The sequence below is a fragment of the Marinicella sediminis genome (assembly GCF_002000055.1).
GTDB lineage: Bacteria > Pseudomonadota > Gammaproteobacteria > Xanthomonadales > Marinicellaceae > Marinicella > Marinicella sediminis.
Genome location: NZ_MVBD01000007.1, coordinates 99,902 through 118,783, shown reverse-complemented (window position 1 = coordinate 118,783; position 18,882 = coordinate 99,902). Strand labels below are relative to the sequence as shown.

Here is an 18,882-nt window from a genome sequence, read left to right as displayed (position 1 = left end):
CAAACCAAAGTCTGTCATCCAAGGTGTCAAAGCACTGATGCGCCAGACCAAATTCAGAAATATTCAGAACTTCTCAGAACCTGATTGTCCCAATGGGCACTACACTGGCAGGTACTTGGTCACACAATCGTTGAGGAAACACAAATGAAACCTGGGTACATAAAAATGCTGCTGAGATTGGCTTTATGCGTCATGGCCTGGAGCCTGTGGGCACAGGATTATGCCATCACCAAAAAAGTGGTGGGTTCGGGTCACCAGGCCTCAGGTGGTTCTTATTCGCTGCAGGGCAGTTCAGGGCAGACGGTGGTTGGTCAGTCCGACGGTAACGATTTTGAGGTTTCAGCTGGCTATTGGCAGAGGAACCAAGATTTGATTTTTAAAGATGATTATGAATGAGGGAATGATGATGTTGAACGCACAATACAGAAGAGGGCTGATGATTGGTTTGTTGTTGCTGGCGGGGGTGGCTCAGGCCCAACAGGTAGGCAGCCGGTTCACGTATCAGGGCACACTGACTGACGGTGGTTCACCGGCCAGCGGTGATTATGGGATGCGTTTTGAGCTGCGTGATCAGGCCACTGGCGGTAACATGATTGCTTTTCAGGAACTGGCACAGGTGACCACAGATGCTGGTTTGTTCACGGTGGAGTTGGATTTTGGTCCCGGACCATTCACCGGTGCCGAGTTTTACCTCAGGGTAATGATCAGGCCGTTTGGTTCGGTCGATCCTTACACCGAGCTCACACCCTGGCAAAGGATCAATGCCACCCCTTACGCACTGCAGGCTGAATACCTGGATGACAAAGGGGCCAGTGCCGGTCAGGTACTGAAGTTTGATGGCAGTGACTGGGTGCCTGGCACCGATGAAGCCTCAACGGTTTGGGTTCAGCAGGCCAATGGCATCACTTATCCCGGCGGCAACGTGCAGATCGGTGGTTCCGCCAACAGCAACCCGCCTGCTGACAACACTTTGTTCATTGAAGCAGCAGCCGGTGACAGTCCGATTCGGGCCCGCATCGGTGGTCAAACCCGTTTTCAGGTTCAAAGCAACGGCGGCACCAACCTCGGTGGCGGTCCGCTGGCGCCTGCCAATGGTTTGTATGTGCAGGGTGATACGGACATCAATGCCGGACTGACGGTTGAAGGCAACACCTTGCTGGATGTGACCAACATGGCTGTCAGCAGCGGAGCCCACCCATTGACTGCCACTGTCAATGGTCAGTTTGCCTTACAAATCAGAAGCAACCTTGGGGTCAGTGTGGGCCCGGCCAATGCCGCAGTGATACCACCTCCCACCCAGGGACTGTACGTGTTTGGTGAAACAGTGCTGAACAACAAAACCACGATCAATGATGACCTGGCGGTGGATGGGGATGCAGTCCATGACAAGCCGGCCACACAATATGGTTTTGTGAAAGCGGGAGTGACTTTTTCATGTGGCAATGCCGGTTCCATGGTTCAACAGTCATTCAATAACATCAATGCCCAGTCAATCATGGTCAGCAACGGAGCCACCTTTGGCAATTGTGTGGTGGACCTGCCGTTTTCCTATCAGGGCTTGTTTTTCATGACTTCGGTGGAAGAAAATGGCAGTGATGTGATGACCGTCAATTGCAACAAAGGTACCCAGGGAGGGGTCAATGAAGTGGTGGTCTGTCAGGTGTATAACGTCACTGATGACACCAACATCGTGGTCGCTCAAAGTGTGACCCTGCTGATGTTCTGAAAACCATCAGTTCAGGGTAACTCGTTACGCTTACGGTTTTTGTCGGCATACATGGCCTGATCTGCGGCCTGAATGATGGCCCTGGCTGATCGGTGCAGGTCGCTGGCATGCACCGCGCCAACTGAGATGCCAATCAGCGCCGGGTGGCCATCTGGTAATGGCAATGGTTCCTCAAATGGTTTGCGGATGGCTTTGATCAGTGGTTTCAGATCCATGTTGTGCTGATCTTCAGTGTCCATTGAGACCAGAATGATGAATTCGTCACCACCCATGCGCGCCAGCATGTGTTGCTCGGGCAGGGCGGCCCTGAGGCGTCCGGCAACGGCCTTAAGCAGCCAGTCACCCATGGCGTGTCCGCGCTCATCATTGATGTTTTTGAAACCATCCAGATCAAGGTACAACAACGCAAAACTGACACCATGTTGTTGCTTTTCCTGCAAGCGTTCACGCAATTGATCAAGCAGATATTTGCGGTTTGGCAGCCCCGTCAGGTGATCATGGTTTACCATGTGTTTCAGCTGTTTTCGGGTTTGTTTGTGGTCCTCTATTTCCCGGGTCAGTTTTTCGTTACTTTCCAGAGCCTGGATGGCAGTGATGGACACCAGCCGGGCTTTGTTGATCAGTACCCCCCAGATCACGATCATGGTGAAGGCCAGACCCAGGTTGAAAACAGAGACATTCAGCATGAGAAACAACAGCATGGGCAGCATGGTCACTGCACTGACCAGGTAGGTATACACCGGCATCACTGCAAATCCTGTGGCGCACAGTGCCACCAGGGCGATCAGTAACATCACTACATACATGACGTGATGTGACAGCACCTGATCCGGGTAAAAGAACACCAAAAGGCCATACATCAGGGACACCAGGCCACCACTGATCATGCGCAGCTTAAGCCACCAGTTGGCGTTGTCAATGGTCAGGACAGCTGCTTCAAACCGGACCTCAACCAACAACACCAATGCAATGAACAACACCAACAGACTCAGCCAGATAAATATGGCAAGGATACTGACACCCGCATCGATCATGATGAATGAGGCAATCACCGCTGTGATCATGGCCACTGCCACATTGCCACCGGCATTTCCGTAAAACAGAGTCACCCGCTTGAGAAAAACCTGTTCAGCCGCACGTTTTGTTTGAGGATTGTTCACACCACTGTCTGCCGGATCAGCGGCAGTTATTGACACACCCGGGTAGTTTATCATTGACTGAACCACAAATTCTTGTTTGTGACGTAAAACAACGTTTCAGTCTTGTGTCATGACCTGATCACGCCCCTGTGCTTTGGCCAGGTACATCCGTCTGTCGGCATCAGCATGTAGTTTTTTGAATGGTAAATCCGGGGTGTCACTGGTGGCAATTCCACAGCTGACAGTCACAGGTTCGTTGATGCCAAGTTGGTGCAGCGGATGCTTGCGCAGGTTTTGTCGGAGTTGTTCAGCCAATTGCCCGGCCTGCAAACACGTGGTGTTGGGAATGATCAGACAAAACTCTTCCCCACCCAACCTGAAAGCCAACTCTGGACGGTTGGTACACTGTCTGAGGATGTCTGCAAAAGCCTTCAAAACCTGGTCGCCAACTTCATGGCCGTATTGGTCATTGATGGTTTTGAAATGATCAATGTCAGCGACAATCAGTCCCACGATTTGCTGGTCAAACGCGGTCTCTTCACAAGCCTGCTGAAAAGTCTGGTTGAGCAGTGAGCGGTTCATCAGGCCGGTCAGGTGATCCCGGGTTGCCATGGTCTGTAATTGTTGCTGGGCCTTTTCATTGGCCAGTTCATAAGCATGTGACATGCCCCAGATGGCCATCACCACACACACCACATTGGCCACCGCAGCCAGTGATTGCCAGAATGTCAGGAAGTCAAAGTGCATCAGGTGCCAGGTAACCACCAGCCCCAGGAACAGCGAGGTCAGTAACAAACCCCGCCTGGAACCCAGCAATAAATAGGTCATTAAGGGTATGGTGGTGATCCAGATGTGGATGTTTTGGCTGACTCCTGGGTGATTCAGGGCAAACAACAGAAAACAGCCAAAAAACACCACGTAAGTGGTCGCCAGGCTCAGGTAGGTGTTGAAGGGGATGGGTTTTCTGATGCGCCACAGCGCCAATGCCGTGATCAGGACAATGATCAACTCCAGCCAGGCCAGCAGTTGCAGGTCCCTGTTGAAGTTGACGATGGCGAACCAGAATGCGCCAAAGAAGTTCAGCAACAACAACACCTTGAACACGTTGATTCGGTGGGTGCTGATGGCGTCATTGGTCATGAATGAAGTACTGGCTCGGAGTGATTGATTGCCAACCATCATAACCAAAGCGTGTCAGGCTGACAATCCTGATTGATCGGTCGCAGATGATACATGTTAGGATATGGCTTCAATCACATTATTTTTTATCAATTATGTTTGCTCTGTTGATCCTGTTATCGGCGTTGTTATCAGAGCCCTCCGAGGGTGATGCATCGGATTGTGGCCTGAACCCTCAGTCGCTGGAATTGGCCAGCCTGGTCATCAACCATACATCGCAAAAGCGCACAGCAATGAGGTGTAATGAATTGTTGGCTGAGATCGCTGCCAAACGGGCTGCATCATTGCTCAACGGACAAATTGATGAACAACATACACCCAACCAAATCCTCATTGAAAACGGCTATCGGTTTGCCTCTTTTTATCCACCTACCGGCAATCAGGTGGAAGCAGTGGCGAAAAACATGCGGTCGGCTGAAGCGGTCATGACTTACCTGACGCAGAGCAACAAGCACCATGATCATGTGCTGGGCTATGGTGAGTTTTTTTCCCGGCAAAATGAACTGGGTGTAGGTTATGCCGAGAATGAAGCGGGTCAAACGCAGTATGTGGTGCTGATTGCTGAACCCTATGCGACGCCAAAAATTGTGTATAAACAAACCTTCCAGGCCCCCAAAATGGTCACCAAAGCCAACTGCCCAAAAAACTGGCGACATTCCAGTGATGCTCAGGTGAGGAAAGTCTGCAAGGGCATCGAAGCCAGAGAAAAACAACAAAAGAAATAACAAGCTACAGAGAAAGAGCATTCTGGGGTACTGTTTGAGAAAAATAAACGGCCTCCTGGCCTTCAGAACACTGGTGTAAAGTCGGAGGAGTGTGGCGTCCCTGCCTTTTTTTCCTTGTTTTGACTGAAGAGAGCGGCGTCCTTGCCGACAAACCAAGGCATCCATCCAGGGTTTCAGACAGCCTTGTCTGTTTTACCACTGCTTCCTGTCAATGGCCTGACATCCGTGTATGGACAGACCTTGTATCCATGACATGCCATCAGTTTCCGTACTCGCTATTCCTGGTCCTCATTGTATCGATGGGCCGCAAAAAAAACTTTTACTGGCGGGACAAACATTATGAAAAACAGGACACATGGGCGGGAGACAGTGGTTTGGCCAATTTTTCCCGATTCATTGAGGTATCAAGCCAGGCCTCCATTATAATGATCCATCAATGACCGGAGGTGATGATGAAAAAAATGCTGCTGTTGTTGCTTTTGAGCTTTTCCACAGTTGATGGATTTGAATGGCCGGAACAGACTCCGGAAGCAGCCGGATTGGATGCGGCATATCTGAATGCCGCCATTGCTCAGATCCAGTCAGGCGAAGTGGGTCAGATTCGTTCACTGATCATCATCAGAGACGGTCAACTGGTGACTGAGCGGTACTTTAACAACAGCGGAGAAAAGCGTCCGGTGTTCTCAGTGACCAAAAGCATCGGCTCGGCCCTACTGGGGATCGCCGCATATCAGGGCGCCGAAATCAATCCGGCTGCCTCGATCCTGGATTACTTGCCTCAATATGACAATGTCCCCAATCGGGCTCAGGTCAGCCAAATCACCTTGCATGATCTGTTGAATCAACGCCATGGATATCGTTGGGATGAGTGGAGTACACCATTCACCGATCCGGCCAATCCGGTTTACCAGATGATGGGAACTTTTGACTGGTACCGAACCGCCACGCAATGGTCGGTGTTAACCACCCCGGACCAGCTGTTTGCTTACAGTTCGGGCCATTCTTCACTGATGAGTCCGATACTGCAAAACCGCACCGGCCGGGATGTCTATGAATTTGCACAAGCCGAATTGTTTGACCCGCTGGACATCACCGATACCGACTGGAATGTGTTTGATCCCCGTAATCCCAGTCAGGGCATCACCGATTTCCCCTGGGGTCTGCAACCCATGGGTTTTGGATTGTGGATGAAACCCATTGATCTGGCCAAGGTGGGTGAACTGTACCGCCTCAACGGTGTGTGGCAAGGTGAACGGTTGTTGGGTGAAGAGTGGATCAGTCAATCGGTGGTCAGGTACAGTGACGGCAACAGCGACCCGGCGGTGTTCAGCAGTGAGTATGCCGGATATGGTTATCAGTGGTGGATCACCCGTTTGACCGATGATCGGGGTCGGCCATTTGACATGTATTATGCCAATGGTTTTGGCCGGCAGTACATATTTGTGATTCCACAGATCAATACAGTGATTGTCTCCACCGCCGCTGACTACAACACCAGCAGTACCACGCCTGGTATGGGCACGGTGTTGCGGGAAAACCTGTTGTTGGCATTTGGTACAGATGAGTTGCCGCCGTTTCCCATGTCCAGTGACCTCAATGGTTCCTGGTATGATCCGGCCACCAATGGTCAGGGCATCAACATTGAAATCCTCAATGAAGGTCAGACATTTTTAGGCTATTGGTATACCTTTGATGCCACTGGCGATCATCAGCGTTGGTTCACCCTGCAGGGTGAAGTTGTCAATGATGTGGCCAGTTTTCAAATCATCAGCACCACCGGCGGGGTGTTTGTGGACCCGGCGACAGTCGAATTATCGGTATGGGGCAGCGGCACCATGAGTGCCACCGATTGTTTGTCAGCCACCTTCACTTTTTCATCTGAGGTGGAATCAGTTGCCGGTGAAATACCGTTGTCAAGACTCACGGGTTCGACCGGCGGCTGCGTGAACAGCAATCAACAAGCTCAGCCAGGCCCCAGGTTGTACTGAGGCCTGAGCATGCGGGACCAAAGGATCAGTGAGCTGATTTTTTCAGCCTTCCTGTATGCAGCAACTTTTGCTGGTGCAAGTGGGCAGCTCCTGCTCCTGAAGGACTGGCATCCATACCAGTGGCACCGATGATGATATGACCCGTACTTTGATCAAGGCTGCGACCAAACACATGGTCGCCGACATAATCTGGTTGAAACGGCTGGTTTTGTTGCCATAATTGAGCAGATTGGTTGAACTGGTAGGCTGCCCCGGTGAGGTTGTCATGCGCATAGGGTGCGCCGATCAGTGCTGACCCATCCAGCAGACTGACGGCTGAGCCAAAACGATCTCCGGACGTCCCGTCCATGGCGGTCAGGGTGGCGGTATGTCGCCAGCCAAATGAATCTTCTGCAAACACCAGGGCAGCGCCCTGTGCCAGGTTTTTACCAGTCGCGCCTATCAGTGCCTGTTGGTCATCAAGGCTCACTGCGATACCAAACCGGTCGTTGTATTGTCCATTGGGATCAGACAGTTTTGCTGATTCAACCCATTCACCCATATGCCATTCAAACAGGTAAGCTGCTCCGACGGGGGTGCCATTGATCTGATGTTGATGAGCGCCAATCAGGGCCCGGTCTCCTGACAAGCTCACGGCATGGCCAAACTGATCTCCCTGGCCACCATCAGCGGCATTGAGTCTGGCGGTTTGGACCCATTGGTCTCCCTGGAGTTCGAACACATATGCCGATCCGCCGCTTTGGGCCACTGCGTCATGATGACTGGCACCGATCAGAATCCGGTTTTCAGATTGACTGATGGAAATACCAAAAAAGTCAATGTACTGTCCATCCAGGGACGTTAATTTGGCGGTTTGTTGCCAGCTCAGACCGTCAAACTCAAAGACATAAGCTGATCCTGAATCGGTACCCAGATCATCATCCTGCACCGCGCCGATCACTGCGGTGTTGCCTGACAAGCTAACGGAATACCCGAATGAATCGCCTGCTTCACCATCAGCCGCCAGCAGTTTGGCTTTTTGAGTCCATTGGTTATTCGACCAAAGAAACAGATATGCCGCACCAGCCTCAAGTCCATTGTCATCATCTCTGGGAGCGCCGGCCAGAGCCCATGAGCCATCAATCGCCACAGCATGCCCAAAACGATCATCGAGATATCCGGTTTCTGGATACAGCAGGGTGGACGTGTTGTTGGAAGCGGTGCTCATGCTGTTGAGCATCGGACCACCATGAACCATCGGTGGCAAAGTCAGGACGATGAGTCCAAACAAGCGGAGGGTGGATGATGTTTTGTGCCGGTTCATATTGAACTCCTGTATTGTTATAGGTTGAGTTTGTTGGCAACTGTATTCGGCATGCTCTTTTCAAAGGCTGTGTTGATTGTAGAGTTCATCAGTGTTCCGTGCTTTTAAGATCAGGACAATCACTGTCAGGATTGAGCCATGAAGGATGAAATTTGCTGTTCTGACAAACTGTCCATCAGTTGCTTGCTTTGATAAACGCAAGCCTGGGACAATCCTTGTCAAGAATGTTGTTCATCTTGTCCAATGAGTTCATGGCTGTACAAAACAGGATTCATCATTATTTGCACAATGATTGATTTGCATCATACCGATTGCCTCGGTGTTGGGTGATAATGGTGGGCACAAGGGTCGCAAAGAGGATTGACATGGCGTTTTGGCAGGCATTGGCCGGACTGGGTTTGTTTCTGTTTGGAATGAAGCAGCTTGAGCTTGCTCTGAAAAAAGTCGCCGGACCGGGTTTCAATCATTGGATCATTCATTCCACCAATCACCCATTGCGTGCGGTGTTCACCGGTATTGTGGCCACTGCCATGGTACAAAGCAGCTCTCTGGTTGGCCTGATTACCCTGGCATTTCTGGGTGCCGGCATCATGCCGTTGGTCAATGGCATCGGTGTGGTTCTGGGTTCTAATCTGGGTACCACGTTCACTGGCTGGATGGTCGCCACCCTGGGGTTCAAGGTTGATATGTCACTTTGGGTCATGCCTTTGCTGGGTGTCAGTGGTCTGGGCTGTGGTTTACTCAAAGGCCGTTTACAATCCATCTCATTGTTGTTGTTGGGTCTGGGCCTGTTGTTGCTCGGGCTGGACTGGATGAAAGGCAGTTTCACGCAATTTTCTGCGGAATTACAACTGGATGTGTTGCAAGGTTATCCGCTGGTGGTCTACCTGTTATTTGGGGTGGTGATCACCGCCATCATTCAAAGCAGCTCAGTGATGATGATGCTGGCATTGGCCGCGCTGTATGCAGACATGCTCAGCTTACCAGCCGCCGCTGCGCTGGTCATCGGTGCTGATCTGGGCACCACCAGTACCGTACTGATTGGCTCATTGCAGGGTGCTGCTGCCAAACGACGGCTGGCAATGGCCCATGTGATTTTTAATCTGGTGGTTGATGTACTGGCGTTTTTGTCTATTGGCCTGATTTTGTCGTTAATCAGCTGGTTACACATTGATGATCCCTTGTTTGGGCTGGTGGCTTTTCACAGCATTTTTAACCTGACCGGATTGTTGTTGTTTTTGCCTTTCATCCGCCAGTACAGTGCTTTTCTGGAACGATTGGTCCAGGACCGCGAACCGGCCCGAACCGTGGCCTACATTCATGCCGTTCCGGCAACCGTGTCAGAAGCAGCCATGCTGGCCCTGAATCAGGAAACCAAAAGGCTGATTGCGCTGGTGGTGGTGTTCAACATGCGGGTGCTGAATTTCAGACAAACCATGATCTCTGATGATGAATTACCAGAGGCATTCAGTCACCAGTCCGACGCGACTTTTTACCAGCACCTGAAAAGCCTGGAAGGAGACATCATTCATTATGCCCTGCAAATCCAGAAACACAACCCACATCTGGAGTCGCAGACAGTGCCTGGTGTCATCAGCATGGCCCACAGCATTGATCACCACATGCAGGCCATCAGGGCAGCCATTTATGCCGCCAAGTCCATCAAGGACATCCGTGACAACATCGAACAGTTCCAGTTGCCCAATCAGCCCCGGGTGGCTGATTATTTTGCCGGTTTGATGAACCAGGCAGCCAGGGATTATGAGCAGTTGGTTGAACTGGTGATGCAACAAGAGGAGATTCTTGCAGAGGATTTACAACAACTGAAAATGCAGGCCAACACAGCTCGGCGGGAATTCAGACAACACATCCATCAACACATGTCTGATGATTCAGTCAGTGGTCATGAGTTATCAACTTTATTGAACGTCAACAAAGAATTGTACAACTCCAAAAGCGCCCTGGTTAAAGCGTTGGGAAATGTTCGTAAAACCCGGTCGGTTCAATAATTGCCAATCAGGCATTGCACCAGTAGATCAATGTCTTCATGTTCCAGGTGGTGGCTCAGGGTGATGCGTAACCGGCACTGATTTTTGGGTACAGTGGGTGGGCGGATGGCGGTGGTGGCGATGCCACACTGTTTCAGATAGGCTGTTTTTTCGAGGGCAGCCTGTTCTGTTTTGAGCATAATCGGCTGGATGGGTGAGTCGGTAAAGCGGGCGATCTCAGCCAAGCCGTATTTGCCACACTCCTGTCGGTAATGATGAATCAGATCGAGGACCTTATCGCGGCGCCAGGGTTCTGTTTTGATGATTTCCAGCGCTTTCAGGGTGGCTGCCACCACGGGAACCGGTAATGCGGTGTTGAATTTATAGGTGCGGGCAAACTGAATGATGGATTCGATCCAGTCCTCAGAACCAGCCACATAAGCGCCACTGGTGCCAAATGCTTTGCCAAAGGTTCCCGAAAGGATCGGAACCTCTGTTTCGCTCAGTGACTGGGTGTCCAGCACGCCGCGGCCATTGGTGCCCATGACACCCACGCCGTGACAATCATCGACCCACAGCAGGGCGTTGTAGGTGTGGGCGCTCAAAGCGGCCTGAAATAACTCATGTGAGTCTCCGTCCATGCTGAAAACACCCTCAGTGGCCCACAGTTTGAAACGGTTGATGTCTTCCTGTAACAGGGCTTCGGCCTTGTCGTTGTTTAAGTGGGCATAGCGTTTGAGTTCAGCGCCGGTCAGCATGGCCGCATCAATCAGAGAAGCATGATTCAGACGGTCCTGAATGAACCAGTCATTTTTTTTCAGCAAAGCCTGTGCCACACCGAGGTTGGCCAGATAGCCTGATGAAAACACCACCACCCTTGGATAACCCAGAAAATCTGCCATGGCATATTCGAGTTCCTGATGCATGGAGGTGTAACCTGACATCATGGGTGAGCCGGTTGAACCGAAGCCAAACTTCAGGGCGGCCTCATGAGCTGCCTGAATCACCGCTGGATCACTGGCCAAACCCAGGTAATCATTGCTGTTGAAGTTCAGCATTTGTTTGCCTTCAACAGAGACATAGCGTCCCACTCTGGATGTCCTGGCATGGCGTATCCGGAACAGGTGGTTGGCTTTGAGTTTTTCCAGTTCTTTTACAGGGTTCATGAAACACCGTTGTTGTCTGTAGACCACTGACCCATCAGCTGGCTTTTATAAAGTATACCCGATGGTTCTGACAACTGAAAATCTGGCGTTCAACTCAGACAATCAATGCCGTTGTGGCATCGGTTCAATACCCAGTTTTTTGAACAATGCCAGGTCTTTGTTTTCCTCTGGGTTGGCTGTGGTCAGTAGTTTCTCGCCATAAAAAATCGAGTTGGCGCCGGCCAGAAAACACATCGCCTGAACCGCTTCAGACATGTCATTGCGTCCAGCTGATAAGCGCACCATGGATTTGGGCATCATGATGCGGGCCACGGCAATGGTGCGGACAAAGTCCAGTTCATCCAGTTTATCTATGCCATGTAATGGCGTGCCTTTGACCTGAACCAGGGCATTGATGGGTACGCTACCCGGGTGTTGCTCCAGGTTGGCCAGTGCCATCAGCATGCCACCCCGGTCTTGCTGTGATTCACCCATGCCGATGATGCCTCCGGAACAGACATTGATGCCGGATTGCTGAACATTCTTCAGTGTATCCATGCGCATTTCAAATTTACGGGTGGTGATGATTTTCTGATAATAAGACTCTGAAGTATCGATGTTGTGGTTGTAGTAATCCAGCCCTGCAGCGGACAGTTTTTCAGACTGTTCAGGGCTCAACATGCCCAGTGTCAGGCAGGTTTCCATACCCAGTGCTTTTACCCCTTTGACCATTTCAATGACCTGGTCCAGGTCACGGTCTTTGGGGCTGCGCCATGCTGCACCCATACAAAAGCGGGTGGCACCCTGTTGTTTAGCCAGGCCAGCCTGTTCAACCACGGTGTCGACCTCCATCAATGGTTCGGCTTCCACTTCGGTGTCATAGCGCACCGATTGCGGACAGTAATTACAGTCTTCCGGACAGGCACCGGTTTTGATACTCAGTAAGGTGCTGATTTGTACGTGGTTGGGATTAAAAAATTCCCGGTGAATCTGCTGGGCTTTGAACAACAAGTCGTTGAACGGCATGGCAAACAGCTGGTCAACATCTTGCTGGGTCCAGTCGTTTCTGATCAGGGTTTCATCGGTCATGGTGAGGCTAAAAAAATCAAAAACAGAAGTATGCGTGGCCGCGGGGCTACAGTCAATGCCTGATCAAAAATAAGCAGTGGATTAAATCAAACGACTGTTTGCATAATGTATGCGATCTGTACCTGAAATTGAAGAATGGGTCTGAAAGGGTTCAGAACATATGAATAAATGATCCGAATGATTCTCAGGACCTTTGGTTGATCAGAGTGTCGAAAACGATCTTGATGGGCCCTAAAAAAATGAGGAGCAGGGGGATTGACACCATGCTCCTCCAGTGGTCAGAAGTTAATCAAAGCCATCGGCAAATATCAGGTCGGCAGGTACCACACTGTCGGTACCATCCAGCGACCTGAGATAAGTCAGCAAATCAGCAAAGTCATTGGGAGAGAGGGTTGAAGCCACGCGGTGCGGTGCGGCCATCAACAAATCATCTGCTGTTGATATGATCACTTCATCGATCAGCACCTCCTGATTACCAGCATAAGTAAAACTGATGGTGTTGTTGGTGCCGTTATTCATTACCACACCTTCCAGTCTGGCTGCTTGCCAGTCAAGCCGGATGTTCGATGGTGGGACGGACAGGGTATGGCTGGCGCCATTGACTTGAACCGTGAGATCCAGGGACTGATTGTCAGAACCAATGACCCGGATTTCAATGGCAGAGGGTCCTCCTGAACCGCCTTCAACCTGACTAAATGTGATGGTGCCGGGCAGTTGGATAAAGGTTCCATAGGCACTGCTGTCCTGGTTGTACTCAATGAACTGAGGTTCAAAGGCTCCTCCGGAAAGCACCGCATCTTCAGCCTGCAGGTTCTGGCCGCCAGCAACCATGAAAACATCTTCCAGGGTGTGGGCCGAACCGTCATGAAAATAAGGAGCGGTTTGCCATACACTCAGCAAAGTTGGGGTGTCAATGCCATTGAGTGGACCGTTCAGGCGTCCACCGGAGCTGTCTCTGAGGGTACCCACGTCATGTAATTGGGGGTTGGCACCCAGTTGACTGTTTTGATAATCATTGTCTGGTTGGTGGCAACCATCACAACTGAGGGTATTGAATACCTGTGCCCCACGGCTGGCTGCAGCGGATAATTGGCCGTCGTCAAGGCGGTATGGACTGGGAGGAAGGGAGTCAGATGACAGCGAACTGACATAAGCGCTGAGTTGATCCAGTTCAAGCGCAGTCATCGCATTGGGGACGCCCAGCGAATCATTGGGTGACTGGCCGTCAGCCAGGAAACCTGTACCACCAAAATGATTCACCATGTCCAGCACAAAATCCTGAATTTCATCAAAGTTGGCTGACCAATGCACATTGCCGTGCCCGGTTCCCCGCCGGCCTCTGAGGTCCGTGGTGTTGCGCAATCCTTCCCCCCGTTGGGTAAAGTCCCACACGCGTCCGTCATGTGCCCCATCCAGGTGACAACTGGCACAAGAGATGTAGCCCTCAAAACTCATGTCATTCTGGCCAACCGGGTTGTTTCCGGCAAAATAGAACGCTTGTTTGCCGGCCAACTCATCGGCAGACAGTGCTTCATTGAGGGTGGTGTTCACTGTCATGGGATTTAACTGAATGGTTCCGCTGTTAAAAAACTCAGCGAGGTCTAACCGGGTCAGGTCACGGCTCATCAGGTTTTTTACCCACAATGACTGGTTAACCGGGTCATACAGGCTGGCCTGTGGAGCGGCGCCGCTGAGTGCCCTCCAGACACTGCTTTGTCCTACATTTTGTCGCACCGCCAGGTCATCGAAGGCGGCCACCGTGTTATTCCCCTGCAAGGTTATGAACACATAATCGCCTGTGGTGTTGAAAGTGATCGACGAAGGGGAGTCTGCATTGTCTACATCCATTCTGGAGGGTATCCCGTTGAAGCCAAAAAACTCTGGTTCATGTGGTGGATTGGCAAGCAGGTCAATCCTTCCGAGCATAGACCTGACGGTGGTGTCATGGCTGCTGGGCAGGTTGATCTCACCCTGTTGTTGAAAATATTCACCGCGGAAGGTGTCGGCTTTAATGGCGCTGTACCACAGCCAGTTATGGTCAGGGCTGATGGTCAGGCTGGTCAGGTAATTGGGCACGCCGGGGCCGTCACTGCCACCTGAATCAATGCCGTTCAGGCCGCGGTCCCGGAATAAATTCAGGGTGTTGCTTACGGTCATGTTCTGAGCATCAAGTTGCCAGATCACCGCATGGTTCTTCCTGGCCAGGAATTCTGCCACAAACAATTGCTGTCCATCGCCGGTCAGGGCCATGGCACGGGGCAGCGGTCCAACTTCGGTGCGCCCCAATTCATTGCGGGTCAGGGCATCGTATTTGACCACCTCTCCATTGTTTGGGTCTGCCGTTGCCCCATGGCCCAAGGCGACAAACATGGTCTGGCCATCGGCGCTGCTGAGTACCGATTGTGGTTGTGAACCATAACCAGTTTCAATGTGATCCAGGTATTGTCCTTGTTGATCGATGATGGTGATCAAAGCAGCATCTTCGCTGATGATCCATACCTGGCCGTTGCCATCAATGGCCAGAGATTTGGGGTTAAACTGATTGATCCCGGGGTGCCAGGCAGACAACTCAAATTCTGCCAGCAGGGTATTGGTCTGGGTGCTGATCTGAGCCACACTGTCGTTATCGGGATTGACGTTCCACAGCCATTGATTACTTGGATCCATGGCCAGCATAGAGGTGCGGCTGGGCGAGGCCAGGTTGATGGTATTGACCACCGTTTGGGTGCGGGTGGCGGTGACCACAGAGGACGTGCCGTTGGGTTTGATGTCCCGCACCTGAAGCTTCACATTGAAATGCCCTGGCACAGCAAAGCTGTGACTGATGTCGCTGGTTGAAGACCAGCTGGTTGCTGGTGTGCCGTCACCGAGTACATATCGGTATTCAACGGGGTCGCCTTCCGGATCAATGGCGGTGGCGGTGAAATGGATATTGACTCCGGGAGATGCCGGACTCTGGCTGCTGTCAAAAGAGGTGATCTCCGGCGCCTGGTTGGCACCGGCGATGCCTCCACCGGTGGAAAAACTGAAAGAATAACCTTCAATGCCATTGCCTGCGGCATCCTTGATGCCACCGGCTGGAATGATCACTTCATAAGTGGTGTCAACTGCGAAATATTGTTTCGGAGTGATGGTCAGAACGCCATCGTGAGAAAAGGCATGCCACACATCAATCGGCTGGCCACCAACCGGTCTGACAATCAGTGACACCCCGTTGACGATGGTGAATGATTCCAGTTCTTCTGCGATGACCAGGCTGATGGGCGCACCAGTTGGATAATTCACCTGGCCATCCTGCGGGATGTGGTGCCCCACATAGGGACCACGGGTATCCGGTGTAGCCTGGTGACACCAGACACCGATGGCATCCCGTCCGGCAAAAGAATAACCTCCAGTAATCAGCATATTACCCAGCGGCAGTAAGTACTGACTGGTGTCAATCTGCCCTGCCACGCTACCGGCTGGGCGGTTGTTACCTACTTCATCAAACTCATGCACTATTTGCAGGGTTTCGAGGTTGATTTTGTGCCGGCGGGTGAAAATGAATTCATCCTGAGTTTGTACATAAGGAACATTGGTTCCGGCATTGAGGTCATCATCTCCCCGCAAGTCAAAGGTCTGGATCAGGCGCATGTCGGTGGGGTCACTGATGTCAACAATTTGCAGGATGTCGCGGTCTGAACCGCCAGCCAGGACCAGATAATCCTGCCAGATGGCACCCATGTACCCACCAATCAGGCCGTTGAGCCGGTCTACCAGCACAGGGTCCTCAGGTGGATCATTGAACACCGGACTGATGTCATAAGCGGCAATCCCCCGCATGGTGGCATCGGAAGTGATGAACAGCAAGTTGCCCAATAAGATGGAGTTTCCGGCAATGCCGTGCTCACCCAGTGGTTCCCATTCGGCAAGCAATTGATCTGCCCGGTACAGCCTCGCGGTGGCTGGTGTGGGTCCGTATTGCAGCCAGTTAAATGGCACCGACCAGGGGTAGAATATCCGGATTGAACCGGTATCAGGTGCCGCTGGTTGTGCTTGCCAACTGACCCAGTCAGGAGGATCGGGTGCATCCATCAGGTTGACGCCTACACCAGTTCGTTGATATGCGGCCCGCCAATGGCTGGAAGCGTAATCACCGATTTTAAAGTGACCATGGTTACCCTGGTTGGCCAGTGAGACCAGACCAGTGTCCGCATTCAGAAACAGGCTGCCAGGGTCATTGAAGTCACTGAACAGGAACTCTCTGACATCACCACCGGCCACGTTGTTGGTATAGATATGACCATTGTGATAGACAATGTTGGTGATGCGCCCCATGCCGGCTTGCCGGTAATGCAATTGTCCGGGCGTACAGGCCTGGTTGGGAAAGGCTGCGGGAACTGCGGGGATTTGTGCCATTGTCCTTGCCGGCAACAAAGCCGCCAGACAAATCATCAAAGCCAGTGTGTTGCTGGATTTAAACATGGAAAACTCCTGAATTCAGTTGTTATCAAAATCGCCGGTAAAAATATTGTCCCCTGGACCGGTGATTTTCAACACCCCGCTCCAGGCCACAGCATACAATTCTCCGGCTTCATCTTCCCCCATGCCAGTGACAGCAAAGCCGCCGATCAAGGTACCCATGTTGTGAACTTCCCAACCGTTCACACCCGGCCGGGCCACGAAATAATCACCATCACACCAGTCGGTGAATATGTACCAGCCTGCAAGGCCAGGATAGTCCTGTCCCCGGTATCGGTACCCACCAATGGCTGAACAGTAGTTGGACTCGGGATCACTGTGAGCCAGTGCAGCAATGGGCAGTTCATTGGGCCCATTGACATCACAGCCTCCTGCACCGGAAGCATCTGCGCCTTCAAAACAAGGCCAGCCGAAATTCTCGCCGCCATCACTGGTGGCCGGGACGTAATTGAATTCTTCCCAGCTGTCTTCACCCACATCACCGATGAACAGATCACCGGTCAGCCGGTCATGGGAAAAGCGCCAGGGATTGCGCAGTCCACTGACCCACACTTCATCTGCTCCGCTGATTCCAACGTAAGGGTTGTCTGGTGGTATGGCATGATTTTTTAATGGGTCTGAAGGAAAGTCGTCACCGTCCACATCGATGCGCAGGATTTTTCCCAGCAGGCTGTCAGGATCCTGAGAAGCCATCGGATCACCACTGCCATCTCCTGAACTGATGTACAGCAACCCATCATGGGGCCCAAAGTGTATGTCTCCGCCATTATGAGCACCAAAAGGCTGATCAAACGTCAGTATGGTCAACGCCGACTGGTCATCTGCGATGTTGGCGTCTGCGGCCGAAACACTGTACCTGGCAACCACTGTGTCGCCATTCAGATCGGTGTAGTTGACATACAAGAAACCATTGCTGGCATACTGTGGGTGAAAAGCCAACCCCAGCAGCCCTTGTTCACCCCCTGAGGTGATAATCCCGGAGATATCGAGAAACGGAGTTGGCAGGTGTATGCCGCCATCAATCACCTTAATCTGCCCCCCTTGCTGAGTGACAAACAGCCGGTCAGTGCCGTCTGGGGCATGGGTCACGCTGACCGGAGAACTGAACCCCCCGGCCACATCTTCAGTACCCAGGAAAGCCGGTTGTGCAATCACCTGACTGCACAAAATAATGCTCAATAACACAAATAAATTTTTCATATCCCACTACATTGATTGTTGTTTTATTATTCCGCCGCGATTCAGCCGGGGGTGTGGAAAGTCTAGATGAACACCTTTGAAATCGTCCAGTTCCAATGGGTTGAACGGTCTGATTCACAGAACCAACGGTTTAATTCAGCCCGATTCCGACTGCCGGATGGCTTGTTGTGAGCCAACCAAAGCGGTTGCAAGATTCTCCTTGCCGGCTCCATCAAAAGACAAAATCTGCTAGAATCATTGCCTCTTTATTCAAGCTGACAACATGGCCGTTTACGAAATCAAACACCCGCTGGTAAAACATAAAATAGGATTGCTGAGGCACAAAGACATTGAGGTCATGGATTTCCGCAAAATTGTGGCTGAAATTGGTGTCTTGCTTACTTATGAAGCAACCCGCGATTTATCGACAGAAAGTACCACCATCCCTACCTGGGCAGGAGAGACCGCTGTCGAGAAAATCAAGGGGCGGCAGATTTCTGTGGTACCCATTCTGCGGGCTGGTCTGGGTATGCTTGACGGGGTTTTGCAAATGATCCCTGGTGCCGGGGTATCAGTGGTTGGTTTTGCCCGCAATGAAGAAACACTGGAAGCAGAAGCTTATTACGAAAAACTGGTGTCAGACATCAAAGACCGTGATGTGCTGGTGATCGACCCGATGCTGGCCACCGGAGGCACCCTGGACGCGACTTTGGAGCTTTTGAAAAAGGCCGGTTGTCAACGGATCAAAGGGATTTTCCTGGTGGCTGCCCCTGAAGGCATTAAGCGCATTGAACAGCACCACCCTGAAGTGGATATTTATGTGGCTGCGGTTGATGATCGCCTCAATGAACAAGGTTATATCCTGCCAGGTCTGGGAGATGCCGGGGATAAAATTTTCGGTACGTTGTAAACAGCCAGAGTGGTCAGAATGTGGTCTGAAGCCGCTGTTTTTTGTGTGAA

General features: G+C 51.6%; 13 protein-coding genes. 6 read left to right on the top strand and 7 right to left on the bottom strand.

Features of this window, described 5'->3' with window-relative positions; all coding sequences use genetic code 11:
* Positions 1-144: 144 nt before the first annotated feature.
* Together B0475_RS11105 and B0475_RS11100 are read left to right on the top strand one after the other, a co-directional pair.
* Positions 145-396 carry a hypothetical protein gene (locus B0475_RS11105; RefSeq protein ID WP_157892882.1) on the top strand — a complete coding sequence of 84 codons (252 nt, stop codon included), beginning with the start codon at positions 145-147 and terminating at the stop codon, positions 394-396.
* 4 nt (positions 397-400) lie between these two features.
* The gene (locus B0475_RS11100) at positions 401-1,726 is read left to right on the top strand and encodes a hypothetical protein (protein ID WP_157892881.1); all 1,326 of its coding nucleotides are present in this window, start codon (positions 401-403) and stop codon (positions 1,724-1,726) included.
* Positions 1,727-1,737: 11 nt separating this feature from the next.
* Here B0475_RS11100 and B0475_RS11095 read toward each other — a convergent pair whose 3' ends face one another.
* Together B0475_RS11095 and B0475_RS11090 are read right to left on the bottom strand one after the other, a co-directional pair.
* Positions 1,738-2,922, bottom strand: coding sequence for a GGDEF domain-containing protein (locus tag B0475_RS11095; RefSeq protein WP_157892880.1), 1,185 nt, complete (start codon positions 2,920-2,922; stop codon positions 1,738-1,740).
* Positions 2,923-2,982: 60 nt separating this feature from the next.
* On the bottom strand, positions 2,983-4,047 hold the full coding sequence (locus B0475_RS11090) for a GGDEF domain-containing protein (RefSeq protein ID WP_077411927.1): 1,065 nt from the start codon (positions 4,045-4,047) through the stop codon (positions 2,983-2,985).
* A gap of 92 nt (positions 4,048-4,139) precedes the next feature.
* On the opposite strand from B0475_RS11090, the gene B0475_RS11085 reads away from it, so the two are divergent.
* Complete coding sequence (locus B0475_RS11085) at positions 4,140-4,769, top strand: CAP domain-containing protein (RefSeq protein WP_077411926.1); 630 nt, start codon at positions 4,140-4,142, stop codon at positions 4,767-4,769.
* A 449-nt stretch (positions 4,770-5,218) separates the two neighbouring features.
* Positions 5,219-6,757: a serine hydrolase domain-containing protein gene (locus tag B0475_RS11080; RefSeq protein ID WP_077411925.1), complete on the top strand. Its 1,539-nt coding sequence runs from the start codon at positions 5,219-5,221 to the stop codon at positions 6,755-6,757.
* A gap of 25 nt (positions 6,758-6,782) precedes the next feature.
* Here the strand turns inward: B0475_RS11080 and B0475_RS11075 are convergent, their stop codons facing one another.
* Positions 6,783-8,060 carry an FG-GAP repeat protein gene (locus tag B0475_RS11075; protein ID WP_077411924.1) on the bottom strand — a complete coding sequence of 426 codons (1,278 nt, stop codon included), beginning with the start codon at positions 8,058-8,060 and terminating at the stop codon, positions 6,783-6,785.
* Between the two features lie 365 nt (positions 8,061-8,425).
* Here B0475_RS11075 and B0475_RS11070 point away from each other — a divergent pair, with 365 nt between their 5' ends.
* On the top strand, positions 8,426-10,069 hold the full coding sequence (locus B0475_RS11070; protein ID WP_198538217.1) for a Na/Pi cotransporter family protein: 1,644 nt from the start codon (positions 8,426-8,428) through the stop codon (positions 10,067-10,069).
* Here B0475_RS11070 and B0475_RS11065 read toward each other — a convergent pair.
* From B0475_RS11065 to B0475_RS11050, 4 genes are all read right to left on the bottom strand, one after another.
* A complete protein-coding gene (locus B0475_RS11065) occupies positions 10,063-11,214 on the bottom strand; it encodes an aminotransferase class I/II-fold pyridoxal phosphate-dependent enzyme (protein ID WP_077411922.1) in 1,152 nt (383 codons plus the stop codon). The genes B0475_RS11070 and B0475_RS11065 overlap by 7 nt on opposite strands.
* Before the next feature lie 102 nt (positions 11,215-11,316).
* Positions 11,317-12,282 (bottom strand): biotin synthase BioB, encoded by a 966-nt coding sequence (gene bioB / locus B0475_RS11060; protein ID WP_077411921.1) that lies wholly within the window; start codon positions 12,280-12,282, stop codon positions 11,317-11,319.
* 285 nt (positions 12,283-12,567) lie between these two features.
* A complete protein-coding gene (locus B0475_RS11055; protein ID WP_077411920.1) occupies positions 12,568-16,746 on the bottom strand; it encodes an Ig-like domain-containing protein in 4,179 nt (1,392 codons plus the stop codon).
* 15 nt (positions 16,747-16,761) lie between these two features.
* Positions 16,762-17,943 carry a PQQ-dependent sugar dehydrogenase gene (locus B0475_RS11050; RefSeq protein WP_077411919.1) on the bottom strand — a complete coding sequence of 394 codons (1,182 nt, stop codon included), beginning with the start codon at positions 17,941-17,943 and terminating at the stop codon, positions 16,762-16,764.
* Between the two features lie 262 nt (positions 17,944-18,205).
* Between B0475_RS11050 and upp the strand changes: the two genes are divergently transcribed.
* Positions 18,206-18,832, top strand: coding sequence for a uracil phosphoribosyltransferase (gene upp, locus B0475_RS11045; RefSeq protein WP_077411918.1), 627 nt, complete (start codon positions 18,206-18,208; stop codon positions 18,830-18,832).
* The last annotated feature ends 50 nt before the right edge of the window (positions 18,833-18,882 follow it).

Excerpts from the sequence above, each read along its gene's own strand:
- upp (WP_077411918.1), top strand. The coding sequence starts at position 18,206 with ATGGCCGTTTACGAAATCAAACACCCGCTGGTAAAACATAAAATAGGA.
- B0475_RS11065 (WP_077411922.1), bottom strand. The coding sequence starts at position 11,214 with ATGAACCCTGTAAAAGAACTGGAAAAACTCAAAGCCAACCACCTGTTC.
- B0475_RS11055 (WP_077411920.1), bottom strand. The coding sequence starts at position 16,746 with ATGTTTAAATCCAGCAACACACTGGCTTTGATGATTTGTCTGGCGGCT.
- B0475_RS11075 (WP_077411924.1), bottom strand. The coding sequence starts at position 8,060 with ATGAACCGGCACAAAACATCATCCACCCTCCGCTTGTTTGGACTCATC.
- bioB (WP_077411921.1), bottom strand. The coding sequence starts at position 12,282 with ATGACCGATGAAACCCTGATCAGAAACGACTGGACCCAGCAAGATGTT.
- B0475_RS11070 (WP_198538217.1), top strand. The coding sequence starts at position 8,426 with ATGGCGTTTTGGCAGGCATTGGCCGGACTGGGTTTGTTTCTGTTTGGA.
- B0475_RS11085 (WP_077411926.1), top strand. The coding sequence starts at position 4,140 with ATGTTTGCTCTGTTGATCCTGTTATCGGCGTTGTTATCAGAGCCCTCC.
- B0475_RS11105 (WP_157892882.1), top strand. The coding sequence starts at position 145 with ATGAAACCTGGGTACATAAAAATGCTGCTGAGATTGGCTTTATGCGTC.
- B0475_RS11100 (WP_157892881.1), top strand. The coding sequence starts at position 401 with ATGATGATGTTGAACGCACAATACAGAAGAGGGCTGATGATTGGTTTG.
- B0475_RS11050 (WP_077411919.1), bottom strand. The coding sequence starts at position 17,943 with ATGAAAAATTTATTTGTGTTATTGAGCATTATTTTGTGCAGTCAGGTG.
- B0475_RS11090 (WP_077411927.1), bottom strand. The coding sequence starts at position 4,047 with ATGATGGTTGGCAATCAATCACTCCGAGCCAGTACTTCATTCATGACC.
- B0475_RS11080 (WP_077411925.1), top strand. The coding sequence starts at position 5,219 with ATGATGAAAAAAATGCTGCTGTTGTTGCTTTTGAGCTTTTCCACAGTT.